Source organism: Stenotrophomonas sp. P5_A9, assembly GCF_056400525.1.
This window is the reverse complement of the sequence record NZ_JBFULC010000033.1, coordinates 17,534-33,697: the sequence shown is the minus strand read 5'-3', so window position 1 is coordinate 33,697 and position 16,164 is coordinate 17,534. Positions and strand designations below refer to the sequence as shown.

The 16,164-nt window shown below is 68.0% G+C and carries 13 protein-coding genes; 8 read left to right on the top strand and 5 right to left on the bottom strand.

Annotated features, from left to right (window positions below; genetic code table 11):
• Positions 1 to 93: 93 nt before the first annotated feature.
• Positions 94 to 1,116: an L-threonine 3-dehydrogenase gene (tdh, locus tag AC1DR7_RS12150; RefSeq protein WP_256776284.1), complete on the bottom strand. Its 1,023-nt coding sequence runs from the start codon at positions 1,114 to 1,116 to the stop codon at positions 94 to 96.
• 410 nt (positions 1,117 to 1,526) lie between these two features.
• Between tdh and AC1DR7_RS12145 the strand changes: the two genes are divergently transcribed.
• From AC1DR7_RS12145 to AC1DR7_RS12115, 7 genes are all read left to right on the top strand, one after another.
• Positions 1,527 to 3,692 (top strand): S46 family peptidase, encoded by a 2,166-nt coding sequence (locus AC1DR7_RS12145; protein ID WP_457318393.1) that lies wholly within the window; start codon positions 1,527 to 1,529, stop codon positions 3,690 to 3,692.
• 234 nt (positions 3,693 to 3,926) lie between these two features.
• Entirely contained in the window at positions 3,927 to 4,571 is a 645-nt protein-coding gene (locus tag AC1DR7_RS12140) for a histidine phosphatase family protein (protein WP_457318394.1), read from the top strand.
• A 26-nt stretch (positions 4,572 to 4,597) separates the two neighbouring features.
• On the top strand, positions 4,598 to 5,872 hold the full coding sequence (gene folC / locus AC1DR7_RS12135; protein ID WP_457318395.1) for a bifunctional tetrahydrofolate synthase/dihydrofolate synthase: 1,275 nt from the start codon (positions 4,598 to 4,600) through the stop codon (positions 5,870 to 5,872).
• Positions 5,873 to 5,980: 108 nt separating this feature from the next.
• On the top strand, positions 5,981 to 7,000 hold the full coding sequence (locus tag AC1DR7_RS12130) for an SPOR domain-containing protein (RefSeq protein ID WP_457318396.1): 1,020 nt from the start codon (positions 5,981 to 5,983) through the stop codon (positions 6,998 to 7,000).
• 55 nt (positions 7,001 to 7,055) lie between these two features.
• On the top strand, positions 7,056 to 7,853 hold the full coding sequence (locus AC1DR7_RS12125; RefSeq protein WP_256776256.1) for a CvpA family protein: 798 nt from the start codon (positions 7,056 to 7,058) through the stop codon (positions 7,851 to 7,853).
• A gap of 29 nt (positions 7,854 to 7,882) precedes the next feature.
• Positions 7,883 to 9,349 (top strand): amidophosphoribosyltransferase, encoded by a 1,467-nt coding sequence (gene purF / locus AC1DR7_RS12120; protein WP_256776257.1) that lies wholly within the window; start codon positions 7,883 to 7,885, stop codon positions 9,347 to 9,349.
• Positions 9,350 to 9,359: 10 nt separating this feature from the next.
• Positions 9,360 to 10,211 (top strand): ferritin-like domain-containing protein, encoded by an 852-nt coding sequence (locus AC1DR7_RS12115; protein ID WP_478051607.1) that lies wholly within the window; start codon positions 9,360 to 9,362, stop codon positions 10,209 to 10,211.
• A 144-nt stretch (positions 10,212 to 10,355) separates the two neighbouring features.
• Here the strand turns inward: AC1DR7_RS12115 and AC1DR7_RS12110 are convergent, their stop codons facing one another.
• Positions 10,356 to 11,846: a phospholipase effector Tle1 domain-containing protein gene (locus tag AC1DR7_RS12110; RefSeq protein WP_457318398.1), complete on the bottom strand. Its 1,491-nt coding sequence runs from the start codon at positions 11,844 to 11,846 to the stop codon at positions 10,356 to 10,358.
• A 191-nt stretch (positions 11,847 to 12,037) separates the two neighbouring features.
• Here AC1DR7_RS12110 and AC1DR7_RS12105 point away from each other — a divergent pair, with 191 nt between their 5' ends.
• Positions 12,038 to 13,291 (top strand): zinc-dependent metalloprotease, encoded by a 1,254-nt coding sequence (locus AC1DR7_RS12105; RefSeq protein WP_457318399.1) that lies wholly within the window; start codon positions 12,038 to 12,040, stop codon positions 13,289 to 13,291.
• A gap of 63 nt (positions 13,292 to 13,354) precedes the next feature.
• On the opposite strand, the gene lpxH is transcribed toward AC1DR7_RS12105, so the two are convergent.
• The 3 genes from lpxH to AC1DR7_RS12090 all read right to left on the bottom strand — a co-directional run bounded on the left by lpxH (position 13,355) and on the right by AC1DR7_RS12090 (position 15,887).
• Positions 13,355 to 14,098, bottom strand: a complete 744-nt coding sequence (gene lpxH / locus AC1DR7_RS12100) for a UDP-2,3-diacylglucosamine diphosphatase (protein WP_457318400.1) — start codon at positions 14,096 to 14,098, stop codon at positions 13,355 to 13,357.
• A 126-nt stretch (positions 14,099 to 14,224) separates the two neighbouring features.
• Positions 14,225 to 14,764, bottom strand: coding sequence for a phosphatase PAP2 family protein (locus tag AC1DR7_RS12095; RefSeq protein WP_256776262.1), 540 nt, complete (start codon positions 14,762 to 14,764; stop codon positions 14,225 to 14,227).
• Positions 14,745 to 15,887: a glycosyltransferase family 4 protein gene (locus AC1DR7_RS12090; RefSeq protein WP_457318401.1), complete on the bottom strand. Its 1,143-nt coding sequence runs from the start codon at positions 15,885 to 15,887 to the stop codon at positions 14,745 to 14,747. The genes AC1DR7_RS12095 and AC1DR7_RS12090 overlap by 20 nt, the downstream gene beginning before the upstream one ends.
• Positions 15,888 to 16,164 lie beyond the last annotated feature (277 nt).

Below are 16,164 nucleotides of genomic sequence, written 5' to 3'. Positions count from 1 at the left end.
GAGCAGAGCCCCCTGCCGTTGAAGGGGACGCGCCGACGGCGCGGGCAAAAGGTGACAGGGGCCGTTGATCGTCCGTGCCAAAGGCACTGAGGATCAATTCCAGCTCAACACCACCTTGCCGGCCTTGCCCTGTTCCATCAGGTCGAAACCCTTCTGGAAGTCGTCGATCGGCAGCTGGTGGGTGAGCACCTTGCCGAGCGGGAAACCGGACAGCACCAGCTGGGTCATCTTGTACCAGGTCTCGTACATCTTGCGGCCGTAGATGCCCTGCACGGTGAGGCCCTTGAAGATGATCTTGTCCCAGTCGCAGCCAGCGCCCCGCGGCATGATGCCGAGCATGGCGATCTTGCCGCCGTGGTACATGCAGTCGAGCATGTCGTTGAAGGCGCGCGGGTTGCCGCTCATTTCCAGGCCCACGTCGAAGCCCTCCATGTGCAGGTCCTTCATCACGTCCTTGAGCGAGGTGTTGGAGACGTTGACCACGCGGGTGGCGCCCATGTCGGCGGCCAGCTTGAGGCGGAAGTCGTTGACGTCGGTGACCACCACGTTGCGCGCGCCGATGTGTTTGCAGATGCCGGCGGCGATGATGCCGATGGGGCCGGCGCCGGTGATCAGCACGTCTTCACCGATGACGTTGAACTCCAGCGCGCAGTGCGCGGCGTTGCCGTAGGGGTCGAAGAAGGCAGCCAGTTCGGACGGGATCTGGTCGGGGATGGGCCACAGGTTGCTGGCCGGCATGACCATGTATTCGGCGAAGGCGCCGTTGACGTTGACGCCGATGCCGACGGTGTTGGGGCACAGGTGCGGGCGGCCGCCACGGCAGTTGCGGCAGTGGCCGCAGACGATGTGGCCTTCGGCCGAGACGCGCTGGCCGACTTCATAGCCGGTGACGCCGGGGCCGATTTCGGCGATGCGGCCGACGAATTCGTGGCCGATGGTGAGGCCGGGCTTGATGGTGCGCTGGCTCCATTCGTCCCACAGGTAGATATGCAGGTCGGTACCGCAGATGGCGGTCTTTTCCAGCTTGATCAGGACTTCGTTGGGACCCGGGGTCGGGACCGGCACGTTTTCCAGCCAGATGCCCTTGGCGGCTTCACGCTTGACCAGGGCCTTCATTGTTTGCTGCGCCATCTCGGTGGAACTCGTCGGGGGGAAAACGCGGATTATAGAGCCGATGGCGGTTTTCCCATGTTGCGTTGCGGGTGGTGTGGGGTAGGGGCAGCGCCTCCTTCTGGCGTGGGAGGTGCCGGGCAGGCCGGTGCAGGACACGCCGTGAACCCATCCTTGGGGGCTCGGTATTGCCATCCATGGCAATACACGGTCCTGCACCGGCCTGCCCGGCACCTCCGGACACATGGCTGCGCCTGGCAGAAGGCGAAAGCGGGAGGGTAGAGCCGGGCCATGCCCGGCTGGCCGCGCACCGCGCGGCAATGATCGGGGCCGGTCACCGCCCATGACTTCCGGGGTTCGGACCGGGGCAGGGGGGCGGGCTAGAATCGGCGGTTCTCTTTGCAAGGGGCTGCTCAATGCGCTCGAACCTGCTCGCTTTTTCCGTCGTCGCCAGCCTTGGGCTGGTCCAGGTTGCCCAAGCCGCTGAAGGCATGTGGGTGCCGCAGCAGCTGCCGGAAATCGCCGGTCCGCTCAAGCAGGCGGGGCTGAAGCTGTCGCCGGAGCAGATCTCCAACCTGACCGGCGACCCGATGGGTGCGGTGGTGGCGCTGGGCGGCTGCACCGCCAGCTTCGTGTCGCCGCAGGGCCTGGTGGTGACCAACCACCATTGCGCCTACGGTGCGATCCAGCTGAACTCGACCGCCGAGAAGAACCTGATCAAGGACGGCTTCAACGCACCCACCCTGAAGGATGAGCTGAGCGCCGGCCCGAACGCGCGCGTGTACGTGCTCGACCAGATCACCGATGTGACCGCGCAGGCCAAGGCCGCCATCGCCGCCGCCGGCAAGAATCCGCTGGCGCGGACCCGCGCGCTGGATGCCTTCGACAAGGCACAGACCGCAGCGTGCGAAGCCGATGCCGGGTTCCGCTGCCGTCTGTTCAGTTTTTCCGGCGGCAACACCTACCGCCTGTTCCGCAACATCGAGATCAAGGACGTGCGCCTGGTCTACGCGCCCCCGGGCAGCGTCGGCAAGTTCGGTGGCGACATCGACAACTGGATGTGGCCGCGCCACACCGGCGATTTCTCGTTCTATCGCGCCTATGTGGGCAAGGACGGCAAGCCGGCCGCGTTCTCGGCCGACAACGTGCCCTACCAGCCCAAGCACTTCCTGACATTCGCCGACACGCCGCTGGGCGCCGACGACTTCGTGATGGTGGCCGGTTACCCGGGCCGCACCAACCGCTATGCGCTGGCCGGTGAGTTCAACGAAACCGCCACCTGGACCTACCCGACCATCGCGCGCCACTACAACGCGGTGATCGATCTGATCGGCAAGGCGGGTCAGCAGGATGCGGACATCAAGGTGAAATACGCCGCCACCATGGCGGGCCTGAACAACACCGCCAAGAATTATCAGGGCCAGCTGGATGGCTTCAAGCGCATCGATGCGGCCGGCCAGAAGCAGGCCGAAGAAGCGGCCGTGCTGGCGTGGCTGAAGCAGCAGGGCGCGGCCGGCAAGCCGGCGCTGGCCGCGCACGCGCAGCTGATCAAGCACCTGGAAGAAGGCCGCGCCACGCGCGATCGCGACCTGATCGTGAGCCAGTTCAACAACACCGCCGTGCTGGGCTCGGCGCTCAGCCTGTACCGCCTGTCGATCGAACGTGCCAAGGCGGACGCCGAGCGCGAAGCCGGTTACCAGGAGCGCGACCTGCCCTCGATCGAAGGCGGGCTGAAGCAGATGGACCGCCGCTATGTCGCGCGCATGGACCAGCAGCTGCAGACGTACTGGCTCAGCCAGTACGCTGCGCTGCCGGCCGCGCAGCGCAACAACGAGGTGCTCAACCAGTGGCTGGCGGGCAGCGACAAGGCCGCCATCGATGGCCTGGTCGGCAAGCTGGCCGGCACGCAGCTGGGCAGCCTGGACGAGCGCCTGAAGTGGTTCAAGGCCGACCGTGCCGCCTTCGAAGCCAGCACCGATCCGGCCATCCAGTACGCGGTGGCGGTGATGCCGGCGCTGCTCAAGCAGGAAGAACAGAAGAAGACCCGCGAAGGCGAGTCGCTGGTCTCGCGCCCGCTGTATCTGCAGGCATTGGCCGACTACAAGAAGAGCAAGGGCGAGTTCGTCTATCCCGACGCCAACCTGTCGCTGCGCATCACCTTCGGCAACGTGATGGGGTACACCCCGAAGGACGGCGTGGCCTACACCCCGTTCACCACGCTGGAAGGCGTGGCCGCCAAGGAAACCGGTGCCGATCCGTTCGACTCGCCCAAGGCGCTGCTCGATGCGGTCAAGGCCAAGCGTTACGGTGGCCTGGAAGACAAGCGCGTCGGCTCGGTGCCGGTGAACTTCCTGTCCAACCTGGACATCACCGGTGGCAACTCCGGCTCGCCGGTGCTCGATGCCCACGGCAAGCTGGTCGGCCTGGCCTTCGATGGCAACTGGGAATCGGTCAGCTCCAACTGGGTGTTCGATCCGGTGATGACCCGCATGATCGCCGTCGACAGCCGTTACATGCAGTGGATCATGCAGGAAGTGGCGCCGGCGCCGCAGCTGCTGAAAGAGCTGAACCTGGCCAAATAAGCCCCTCCCGACCCCGCGGCGAACACCGCGGGGTTTTTCGTTGCGGGTTGCCGGCCGTTGGCTGGCAACCACGCGATGTCAGGTGCGGGCAAGCGCCACCCCGACCCCTCGCAGACCGATGGTCGCGACGGCGGCAGCCGGGCAGGGCACGGGGTATCATGCGTGTCCCCTCGATCATTCACATCTTGTGAACGATTGCGACCGCATTCCTCCCCCCAAGGACTCCCAGTACGCATGCGCATCCTGCTTGCCCGCCACGGTGAAACACCGTGGAATGCCGAAGGCCGCTACCAGGGCCAGATCGATATCCCGTTGTCGCCGATCGGCGAAGCCCAGGCACAGGCCCTCGGGGAGCGCCTGAAGTCGGTCGATATCACCCGTGCGGTGGCGTCGCCGCTGTCGCGTGCACAGCGCACCGCACAGTTGGCCCTCGGCGCCGAACGTGCGCCGATGTTGCTGACCGAACCGGACCTGCAGGAAATCGCCCACGGCGAGTGGGAAGGCCTGCTCGCCAGCGAAATCAATGAAAAGGATCCGTCGCGCCTGCAGGCCTGGCGCAACGAGCCGGACACCGTGCTGATGCCCGGCGGCGAATCGCTGCGACTGGTGCTGGAGCGCAGCTGGCGCGGCCTGGCCCGCGCGGCCGAAGGTCTCGGCGAGCACGACACTTTGCTGGTGGTCGCCCATGACGCGGTCAACCGCGTGATCCTGTGCCGCATCCTCGGCCTGCCGCTGTCGCGGCTGTGGACCTTCCGCCAGGCGCCGACCACGTTGAACCTGCTCGAAGGCGTCGACCTGGACCAGCTCGAAGTGGTGCGCCTGAACGATTGCGCCCACCACACGCCGTTCTTCGGCGAAGCCAAGCACCGCGCACTGTAATCCTCTGACCCACTGATCCAACGCCCATGACCACCGTCGCCCCGCAGACCCTCACCGACTGGCTCACCTACATCGAGCAGCAGCATCCGGCCACCATCGACATGGGCCTGGAGCGCGTCCGCAACGTGGCGCAGGCGATGGGACTGGGGCAGCCGGGCACGCACACCATCGTGGTCGGCGGCACCAACGGCAAGGGCTCTACCGTCGCCTTCATCGAGGCGATCGCGCGTGCGGCCGGCTGGAAGGTCGGTGCGTATACCTCCCCGCATCTGCTGCGCTACAACGAGCGCGTGCGCATCGATGGCCAGGACGTGTCCGATGATGCGCTGACCGCTGCCTTCCAGGCGATCGAAGCGGCGCGTGGCAGCACCACGCTGACCTATTTCGAGTACGGCACGCTGGCGGCACTCAAGCTGTTCGGCGATGCCGGCCTCGATCTGGCCGTGCTGGAAGTCGGCCTGGGGGGACGTCTGGACGCGGTGAACATCGTCGATGCCGATGTGGCGGTGATCACCACGGTGGATATCGACCACAGCGACTGGCTGGGCGAGGACCGCGAAGCCATCGGCGTGGAGAAGGCCGGCATCATCCGCGGCTGGAAGCCGGTGATCCTGGGTGAAACCGATCCGCCGTCCAGCGTGCTGGCCCGCGCATATCTGCTGGGTGCCAACGCGATCCGCGGTGGCAGCGACTTCTTCGTCGATGTGATCGATGCGCAGACATGGTGCTGGCGTGATGTCGGCTTCCGCATCGAGCTGCCGACCCCGGCGCTGCGCGGCCCGATCCAGCTGCGCAACGCCGCCTCGGCGATTGCCGCGCTGCGTACGCTGGATATGCCGCTGTCGCGCACGGCGATCGCCGAAGGCGTGGCCGCCGCGCGCATCCGCGGCCGCCTGCAGGGTGTTGATCGCGGCGGCGTGGAAGTGCTGGTCGATGTCGGCCACAACCCGCAGGCCGCGCGCGAACTGGCCGCCGCGTTGAGGGCGGCGCCGGTGTCCGGCCGTACCGTGGCCGTGTTTGCCGCGTTGCAGGACAAGGACGCCGTTGGCGTGGTCCAGGCAATGGCCGGGCAGGTCGATGCCTGGCACCTGGCCGGCCTCGACGGCGCCCGCGCGCAGAGTGCGCAGGCGCTGCAGGCGCGGCTGCAGAACACCGCTGCCGCAAGCGCCCGCCGCCACGCCACCGTGGCCGATGCGCTGGGTGCGGCCGTCGCCGATGCTGCAGCCGGTGACCGCGTGCTCGCGTTCGGTTCGTTCCATACCGCTGCACAGGCGCTGCAATGGCTGGACGCTGCCGGCTGACCCGCGCCCGCCACCCCGCTGCGGCCGTTCAGCCGCAACAGACGCCGCTCACGCGGACACCCGTATAATCGCCGTGGCATTCCGCCGCGCCGCCCCTGCCTGCCTTCCGTGGATACTCCTCTGAAACAGCGACTGATTGGTGCCATCGTTCTGGTGGCCTTGGCTGTGATCTTCCTGCCCATGCTGGTCAAAGGCCCTGCGCCTGACAGTGGCGTGGCCAGCGTGCCGATCAGTGCGCCTGCCGCGCCGTCGGATGGCCAGTTCGAAACCCGCGAGTTGCCGCTGGTCGCGCCCACCGGCGGCGCCACCGGCCTGCTCGGTGCGTCCAGCACCCAGCCGCTGCAGGACAACGCGGCCGCTGCCGCCCCGGCCGCGACGGACACCTCGCCGGCAGTCGCCGCCGGCAACTTCGCGGTCAGCTTCGGCGCCTATGGCAGCCAGGCCGACGCCGATGCGGTGATCGCCTACCTGAAGAAGTCGCAGCTGCCGGGTTTCAGCGAAGCGGCCACCATCAACGGCCGCCAGGCGTGGCGCGTGCGCGTGGGCCCGTATGCCGATCGTGCGCAGGCCGAAGCCGCCCGCCTGCAGGCGGTGAAGGTGCGCAACGACGTCAAGGCCGAAGTGGTCACCCTGGACGCGCGCGCCGACACTGCCGTCGCCGCCACCCCGGCTGCGGCACCGACCCCGACGCCGACGCCGACGTCGCCCGCTGCCTCCAGCGCCGCTGCCGCGCCGGCCACGGCCACCGTCAAGACCGAATCACTGCCGCCTGAACCGGTGGCCGCCGCCAAGCCGGCACCCAAACCCGAACCCAAGCCCACCCCGGCCACCAAGCCGGAGCCCAAGCCCGAAACGGCCGCCGTTGCCGCACCGGCGGCACCGGCCGCCAGCGGCGTCGGCTTCGCCGTGCAGCTGGGCGCCTTCGGCCAGGCGTCGGAGGCCAACGCGCTGCGCGACAAGGTCCGCGCCGCCGGTTTCAGCGCGTTCGTGGAACAGGTACGCACCGACAAGGGCACGCTCAACCGCGTGCGCGTCGGCCCGGTCGCCAACCGAGCCGAGGCGGAGAACCTCAAGGCCCAGGTTGCGTCCAAGGTCGGCGTGGCCGGCATGGTCCGGCCGCACCCCTGATGCCCGCCATGCGCCCGCGCCGTGAGGCCGGACTGTCCTGCAACGGAGGACGGGCATGATCGATTTCGTATTGCTGGCCGTCATCGGCATCTCCACCCTGTTGGGCGTGATGCGCGGCTTCGTCAGCATCGTCATTAGTACCTTTTCCTGGCTGCTCGGTGGCTGGGCCGCGCTGATGTTCGGCAGGTCCGCCGCCGGCTGGTGGTCGGCACCGGCCGCGCCGGGCACCGGGCACTATTTCGCCGGCTATCTCACCGTGTTCCTGCTGGTGATGGTGTCGGTGTGGGGCATCGGCCTGGTGATCCGTCAGGCGGTGCGCTCGACCAGCATGAACAGCGCCGACCGCCTGATGGGCGGGGGGCTGGGCCTGGCTCGCGGCGGGTTGATCAGTTGCGCCCTGCTCTTGATGGCCTCCTATACCCCGCTGACCCGCGAGGCCACCTGGCGAAACTCCAACCTGCGCGCCATGCTGCAACCCGGCGTGGGTTGGATGCAGGCCAAGATGCCGCGCATGCCCGACATGCCGCAGATGCCCAGCCTGGACGGCATGCCGGGGCTGCAGGGCCTGCCGATGGCGCTGCCGGAGGTGAACATGGCGCAACTGCCCGGTGGGGAGTTGGGCAAGCCGGGGCTGACAGGCGATAATGGCGTGCTTGGCGGACTGCTGGGGGGACGTGGATGGCCGCGACCCGTCGATGAAACCCCGCAACCGGCGGGCGATCCGGCTGACGTATGGGCGCGCAGCGCCACGCCCGGTTCCCCCCAGAACACCGATCCGGCGCTCGTGCGCCCGGACCAACCCGATCCGGCACGGAAAGGGTCCCCCGGCCAGGCACGGCCACCTTCACAGTAAATGGGCGCAGCCCAGCGGAGATTCGCACCATGTGTGGCATCGTCGGAATCGTCGGCAATCAGAACGTCGCCGGGCAGTTGTATGACGGCCTGACCGTCCTCCAGCATCGTGGCCAGGACGCGGCCGGCATCGCCACCGCCGACGGCACCCGCCTGCGCGTGCAGAAGGCCAACGGGCTGGTCCGCGATGTGTTCGATGCCAAGCGCATGTCCACCCTGGAAGGCCGTGTCGGCATCGCCCACGTGCGCTACCCGACCGCCGGCTCCGAAGGCATGGACGAGGCGCAGCCGTTCTACGTCAATTCGCCGTACGGCATCGCGCTGGCCCACAACGGCAACCTGATCAACACCGAAAGCCTGCGTCAGCAGGTGTTCGAGCAGGACCGCCGCAACGTCAACACCGACTCGGACAGCGAAGTGCTGTTGAACGTGTTCGCCTTCGAACTGGACGCGCAACGCCAGCTGACCCCGGAAGCGGCGATCCGCGCCGTGGCCGCCGTGCACCGCCGGGTCAAGGGCGGCTACGCGGTGATCAGCGTGGTGCTGGGCCTGGGCCTGGTCGCCTTCCGCGATCCGCACGGCATCCGCCCGCTGGTGCTGGGCAAGCGTGCCCACGCCGAAGGCGACGAATACATCGTGGCCTCCGAATCGGCCGCGCTCGACGTGCTCGGCTTCCAGCGCGTGCGCGACGTGCGCCCGGGCGAAGCGCTGGTGATCACCGCGCGCGGCGAGCTGTTCTCCGAAGTCTGCGCCGAGCCGGTCGAACACAGCCCGTGCATCTTCGAGTACGTGTACTTCGCCCGTCCGGACTCGATGATCGACAACGTGTCGGTGCACAAGGCGCGCATGCGCATGGGCATCAAGCTGGGCGAGAAGATCCTGCGCCTGCGCCCGGACCACGACATCGACACCATCATCCCGATCCCGGACACCTCGCGCGATGCCGCGCTGGAGATCTCCAACACGCTCGGGGTGAAGTACCGCGAAGGCTTCATCAAGAACCGCTATATCGGCCGTACTTTCATCATGCCGGGGCAGGGGGAGCGGGTGAAGTCGGTGCGCCGCAAGCTCAACCCGATCCACCTGGAGTTCCGCAACCGCGTGGTGCTGCTGGTGGACGATTCGATCGTGCGCGGCACCACCAGCCAGCAGATCGTGCAGATGGCACGCGATGCCGGCGCCCGCAAGGTCTACCTGGCCAGCGCCGCGCCGCCGGTGCGTTACCCCAACATCTACGGCATCGACATGCCGGCCGCCGAAGAACTGGTGGCGCACAACCGCAGCATCGAAGAAATCGAAAAGCACCTGGGCTGCGACTGGCTGATCTACCAGGACATCGAAGACATGGAAGCGGCGGTGCGCGAAGGCAATCCGGAGCTGAAGGCCTTCGATTCGTCGTGCTTCAACGGCATCTACCCGACCGGTATCGAGCCGGGCTACTTCGAGCGCATCCAGCAGCTGCGTTCGGATGACGCCAAGCACAAGCGCCGCGCCTGAGGGCAGGGGAATGGCCGAGCAGTTGCCGCTGGAGGCGGCCGGTGACCTGCTGCGTGCCGCGCAGCATTGCCTGGCCGCGGTCGATCCGCTGCACAAGGTCGCCCTGACCCAGGCCTACGCCGCGCAGTTCCGCACGGGCCAGCTCAAGGTCCGTGCCGATGCCCCGCCACCGGAGCCGATACGGATGCCGGGGCGTCCGTCCCGGCCAGCGCTGGTGCATCCGCGTGATCTGCCCAAGCGTGGCCTGGGCAGTGCCGAAGGACGCGCCGCCTTCATCCATGCCATCGCGCATATCGAACTCAACGCAATCGACCTGGCCTGGGATGCGGTATACCGCTTCCGCGGGTTGCCCGGCTCGTTCCATGCCGACTGGGTGAGCGTGGCCGATGACGAATCGCGCCACTTCATGCTGCTGCATGGCCGGCTGCGGGCGCTGGGGTTCGACTATGGCGATTTCGACGCGCACAACGGCCTGTGGGAAATGTGCGAGAAAACCGCGCACGACGGTCTGGCGCGGATGGCGCTGGTGCCGCGCGTGCTCGAAGCGCGTGGGCTGGATGTCACCCCCGGCATGATCACCAAGCTGCGCTCGGCCAACGACCACGCTACCGCCGATGTGCTGGAGATCATTCTCCGCGAGGAAGTGGCCCACGTGGCTGCCGGTTCGCGCTGGTACCACTGGTACTGCAACCGCGCCGGGGTCGAGCCGCGCGCGCGCTTCATCGCCTTGTTGAACGAGTACGCCGGCGGCTTCCTGTACGGCCCCTTCAACCTGGAAGCGCGGCTGCTGGCCGGCTTCGACGAGGAAGAACTCGTCGACCTGATCGAACAGGCCGGCCGCACCAGCGGCCCCGCCCGGTAGAGCCACGCCATGCGTGGCTGCGTTTCGTTCCGGGACCGCGTGCAGCCACCCATGGGGTGGCTCTACAGGTGACGTTTGGTAGAGCCACGCCATGCGTGGCTGCGTTTCGATCCGGCGCCATGAACCGCCGCCCATGCGGGCGCCTCACGCGTTGGGCAGCACCACGCGCTTGCCATCCTCGGTGGGACGGTTGATGTAGAACAGGCCCGGGCCCGGTCGATAGGGCAGTTCGCGGGTCGCTTCATCGGCGGCGTAGAGCAGGGCGGTGTCGCCGAGCGCGTCGAAGTTCCAGTGTGCCGATTGCATCAGGAACCGCTGCCGCAGCAACAGTTCCTGCGCGGCCTCCAGCGGCTGGCCCGACAACAGGCGCGCGGCGATCGGCAGCAGCGGCGCGGGCAGGGCCAGCTCGGGCATCGCATCCACCGCACTGCGCCAGCGCACCCCCGCCGCGTCGGCGCGCTGCTGCATCAGGCGCAGTGGCACCCACTGGTAGCGCCCATCGATCTCACGTTTCAGCACCACCGCCGCATACGCGAACACCACCCACTGCGGCAGCACGCTGTCACTGCCGGCCACGCGCTGCGACTGCCAGCGGTGCCAGACATCCACCCATACCGCGTCATCACCCAGACCAAGCTGCGCTTGCCAGGCAGCGCACGCCGCCTTCGCTTCCCGGTAGACATCGGTGTCGCGCAGCAACGCCAGCGGTGGCACGGCGGTGTCGGCCAGCCCGTGGTCGCGCAGGCGCTGGCCCAGCGGGCGGGTGAGCAGTTTCGGGCCCTCGATGCGCTGGTCGTAGCCGCCGCCGATGTTGGCGTGCGCGCCGGGCAAGGCGATCTCTTCATGCAGCGGCGCGACCGTGGTCAGCGGGAAATACTGGCGATGCTCGTCGCGCGCGACCAGTTGCAGCACCTTGTCGGCGCAACCGGCCGGCAACGCTACGGCCGGGAGTTCATCACGCTGCTGCGGATGGATTGCCACCACCGTGTCGAACAGGCCGACAAAGCGCACCGGGCGTACCGACACCGCCGCCTCACTGCCGAGTTGCCAGCCGGTGCGGCGCAGCTGTTCCTGCAGCCAGCGGCGTCCGTCGCGGCGGTTGAGCTGGCTGAGCGCAGCGCGCGCGGACGCCGCACCGCGCGAAAAACCGAACAGGTCGATGCGCACCGTGCCCAGTACCTGATGCGGATGGACACGCGCCAAGGCGCGCAGCGCGTCGGGCAGGCACGTATCCAACGCGCGGCGCATCTTGGCGAGCACCCCGGTACGCCCGATGCCGAAGGCAAGGCCCATCAGGTCGTCATCCTCACCGGTGCGGGTGCCGGTGCCTTCGATGTAGATCGCCAGTGACAGGGCGTCGCCATGCGCGGGTTGCGCGCGATCGTCGGGATACAGCGCGTGCAGCCGGGCGATGTTGGTCAGGCCATTGCTGTAGCTGCTGGTCAGGCGGCTCTGGTAGGGCGAGGCGTCATCGGCAACCAACGGCGCCGGCGGGCGCGGCGTGGGCGTGGTGCTGCGCTGCGGGCGCGAGGCATGCAACAGGTTGTCGGCATTGTTGCGCGTGCCGTCAAAGAACAGGCCGATCTGCAGCGACACCGTCGCCGCCCTCGTTGCCGGGGTGGGCTGTCCTGCCATGGCGCTGGGGTCCTTGGGGTTGCACGGCAACGGTAGCGCGAAAATGACGCGGACGCGACGTCGCTGAACCGGCCGGTCGGCGGTCACAGTTCGGAATGTTGATTGCTCTGGTCTATTGAATTCACGCGATCAGTTGGCGCCATATGGGCGGGCACCACCACCCCGTATTCCACTCAAAGAGAGGCGACACGATGTCCAGATCGATGAGCAAGGCCGCAGGTGTGATCACGTTGTGCATGATGGCGGCGGGCGCTGCCAGCGCCGCGCCGCTGTTTGAACCGGTCACGGTGCTCAGCCGGGCCGGGGCCGCCAACCAACCTGCCGCGCAGGCGGTGCTGTCGGCCGCCTCCACCGCCGCGGTGCAGGAAGTGCGCGTGGATGCCGCTGCCGTCACGGCCGGCCAGCGCCAGCTGGAGTTCGAACTGCTCGGCACACAGGTGCAGGCGGTGCAGCAGCGTGTGCAGGCGCTGCCCGACGGCGGCAGCATCTGGTACGGCCAGATCCAGTCGCGCAGCGCCAAATTGGACCGTCAGGCCAGTGCATCGGACCCGGCCAACTCGGTGATCCTGGTACGCGCTGGCAATACCGTCACCGGCTCGATCCGCAAGGATGGCCAGCTGTATCGACTGCGCCCGCTCAGCGATGGACGGCACGTGCTGGTGGAAGTGGATGAAACCCGGATGCCGGCCGACCATCCCGCTGACTACAACAGCCTGCCGCAGGTCGCCATGCCGGTGAGCGACCGCGCGGGGATCGCAGCAGCCTCCTCCGGCACCCCGGCCACCATCCGTGTACTGGTGGTGGCGACCAACGGCGCAGTGGCGGCCTACGGCGGCAACATGCAGTCGTTGGTACAACTGGCCGTGGCCGAATCCAACCAGGGCTACATCAACAGCAACGTCGGCATCACCCTGGAACTGGCCGGTTACGAGACCACCAGCTACGCCGAGTCGAGCAGCTTCTCCACCGACCTGTCGCGCTTCCGCAGCACCACGGACGGGGTGATGGACAGCATCCACACCAGCCGCAACAACACCCGCGCCGATGTGGCCGTGCTGGTGATCAACAACGCCAGTTCGTGCGGGCTCGCCTCCAGCATCGGCTCGACCGCGGCCACCGCGTTCGCCGCCGTGCATTGGGACTGCGCCACCGGGTATTACTCCTTCGCGCATGAAATCGGCCACCTGCAGAGCGCGCGGCACGACATCGCCACCGACTCGAGCACCTCGCCGTATGCGTATGGCCACGGCTACCGCTATGAGCCGGCCAGCGGCGCGCGCTGGCGCACGATCATGGCCTACGCGTGCACGGCCGGTTGCCCGCGGTTGAACTTCTGGTCCAACCCGAACATCAACTACAACGGCGTACCGATGGGCATTGCGTCCAGCGCCGACAACCAGCGCGTGCTGGTCAATACCAAGGCGACGGTCGCCGCGTTCCGTTGAGCAAGCGCATCCCCCGCGATCGTCCCGGCGATCGCGGGGGATGTTGTTGTGGAGCGTGGCGGCTCAGCGCGCCAGCGCATCCAGCGTCCAGCCCTGCGGGGTGACGCGCAGCACCGAGCCCTGCTCGTACCAGTCGCCGAGCACGATGCGGGTGCAGTCGTGGCCACCGACCTGCAGGGTGTGAATGGCCGGGCGGTGGGTGTGGCCGTGGATCAGGGTGTCTACGCCGTGGCGCACGAAGGTGGCGTCCACTTCGGCCGGCGCCACGTCGGTGACGGTCTCGAAGGTGGCGTGATCGTCCTGCTTCATTTCCGACTGGCGTGCCTGGCTGGCATCGCGCGCCTTCTGCGCGAAGGCGATGCGCGCGGCCAGCGGCTGGGACAGGAACTGCGCCTGGAAGACCGGGTCGCGGGTCTGGGCGCGGAACTGCTGGTAGGCCACATCGTCGGTGCACAACAGGTCGCCGTGCTGCAGCAGCACCGGTCGGCCGTACAGGTCGATCACGCTGGGATCGGGCAGGATGCGGAAGCCGGCGCGACGCGCATAGTCTTCGCCGACCAGGAAGTCGCGATTGCCGCGGATGAAGTACACCGGCACGCCGGCATCGGCGACGGCGTGCAGCGCATCGGCGACGGCATCGGCGGCAGCGGAGGGCGTGTCATCGCCGATCCAGGCTTCGAACAGGTCACCGAGGATGTACAGGGCATCGGCCTGCATCGCTTCATCGCGCAGGAACGCCAGGAACAGCTCGGTAATGGCTGGACGGCTCGGGTCCAGGTGCAGATCTGAAATGAACAGCGTGGTCATGGGCGCATTGTAAAACGGGTTGCCCGCAGCGGGTTGCATGCACATCGCGGAAAAGGGCAGCGCCACGCCATGCGTGGCCTCCGTTCCCGCGATGCCGGATGCCGGCCGGCAGACCCCGCAACCGCCTTACATCGGCAATGGCAGCCAGCGCAGGCTGGCCCCGGCCAGCGCGGTTGCAATCGCCGTGGCCGCCAGTACATCGCTGGGGTAGTGCAGCCCCAGCACCACCCGCGACACGCCGATGGCGGCGGTGAACGGCACCAGCAGCGGTGCCAGCCACGGGTAGTAGGCGAGGGCGACGATGGTGAAGGACACCGCGTGCAGGGTGTGCCCGGAGGGGAAGCTGAACTCGTCCAGCGGCGCCACCCAGGCGCGGATGCGGAGATCGGCCGCATACGGACGCGGGCGTCGGGTCCAGCGCTTGAGGCCTTTGTACAACAGCAACGCCATCAGGCCGGTGGCGGCCATGTGCAGCGACGCGCGCAGGCCCTCGACGCCGTCCAGCAGGATCAACGCGGCCATCAGCGCATACCAGAACACGCCATCGCCCAACCGGCTGACCGCAGCGAATGCCTGGCGCACGCGACGGCGACGGCAGTAATGGTTGGCGCGGCGGCACCAGCGGGTTTCGCGCCCGCGCAGGGCGTCAAGCGGCGTGGTCGGCATGCGGCCTCCGGGCCTGCGCCAGTTCGGCCAGCAGCGCATCGAACTCGGCCACCACCTGCTGCGGGTGCAGGCGCTGCATGGCGCTGGCGGCATTGCGGCCGAGGCGGGCGCGCAGTACGTCATCGCCAGCCAACTGCAGCGCTGCGGACAGGAATTGAGCGTCATCGTTCACGGCCATGCCGGTCTGATCGGTGCGCAGGTGCTCGCGCGCCGCGCCATAGTCGAAGGCGACGGTGGCCACGCCGCTGGCCATCGCTTCCAGGGTGACGTTGCCGAAGGTCTCGCTGCGGCTGGGGAACAGGAACAGATCGCCGCTGGCGAAGTGACGTGCGAGCGCGTCGCCACGCTGTACGCCGCAGAAGATGAAATCGGGATTTTCATGCGCCAGTTTCTCGCGCGATGGGCCATCGCCCACCCAGACGAAGCGGGCCTTGGGCCGGATCTGCTGCAGCCGACGGAACGCCTTCACTGCCAGCGCAAGGTTCTTTTCCGGGGCGATGCGGCCGACGTAGATCGCCGCGAAGCCGTTGCCATCGATCCCCCATTCCTCGCGCAGGGCCGGATCGCGTCGCTGCGGTTCGAACTGGCTGCTGTCCACCGCACGGGCCAGCAACCGCACGCGGTCGAAGCCCTGTTCGCCGAGGAACTGCTGCAGCTCCTGGGTCGGCACCAGGGTGGCGTCGGCCTGGTTGTGGAAGCGGCGCATCCAGCGCAATGCCGCAGCCTGCAGCCAAGCCACGCCGTAATCGGGCAGGTACTCATCGAAGCGGGTGTGGAAACCGGTGGCGACCGGAATGCCCAGCCGACGCGCGGTGCGCAGCGCCGACCAGCCCAGTGGGCCCTCGGTAGCGATGTAGATCGCATCGGGACGTTGCAGCTGCCACTGCCGCGCCAGCCGCTTCGGCGCGGGCAGGCCAAAGCGCAGTCCGGGGTAGCGCGGCAGACCGGCGCCCTGCACCAGTACCGTGCCGCCGTCTGGATCGGTGCCGTCGCTGGCTTGGCGTGGACGCACCAGGTCGACCTGGTGGCCGGCCGCGCGCAGTCCCTGTTCCAGTCCCTGCACGGTCAGCGCGACGCCGTTGACCTCGGGGGGATACGTTTCAGTGACGATGGCATAGCGCATGGCGGGCCTCCGGGTTGCGTCCATGCTCGGCCCGGGCGATGTAGTGGACATGACGTGGGTATTACCGGCCGATGACGCCGGTGCCGGCCGCCGCGCCCGCGAGTACGGGGAAAAGGTTCTTCTCCCATCTGGGGGAGTGTCTTGTTGCAGGCGCCGTCGCAGAGCAAGCACGACGCTACGGGTCTGGATGGGCAGTGCCGGCGACGTGTGGATCGGGCTATGTCTTCGTTCGGGTCTGTCGCGAGCGTGTGGGCCCCGTAGCGGGCGATAGGCCCCT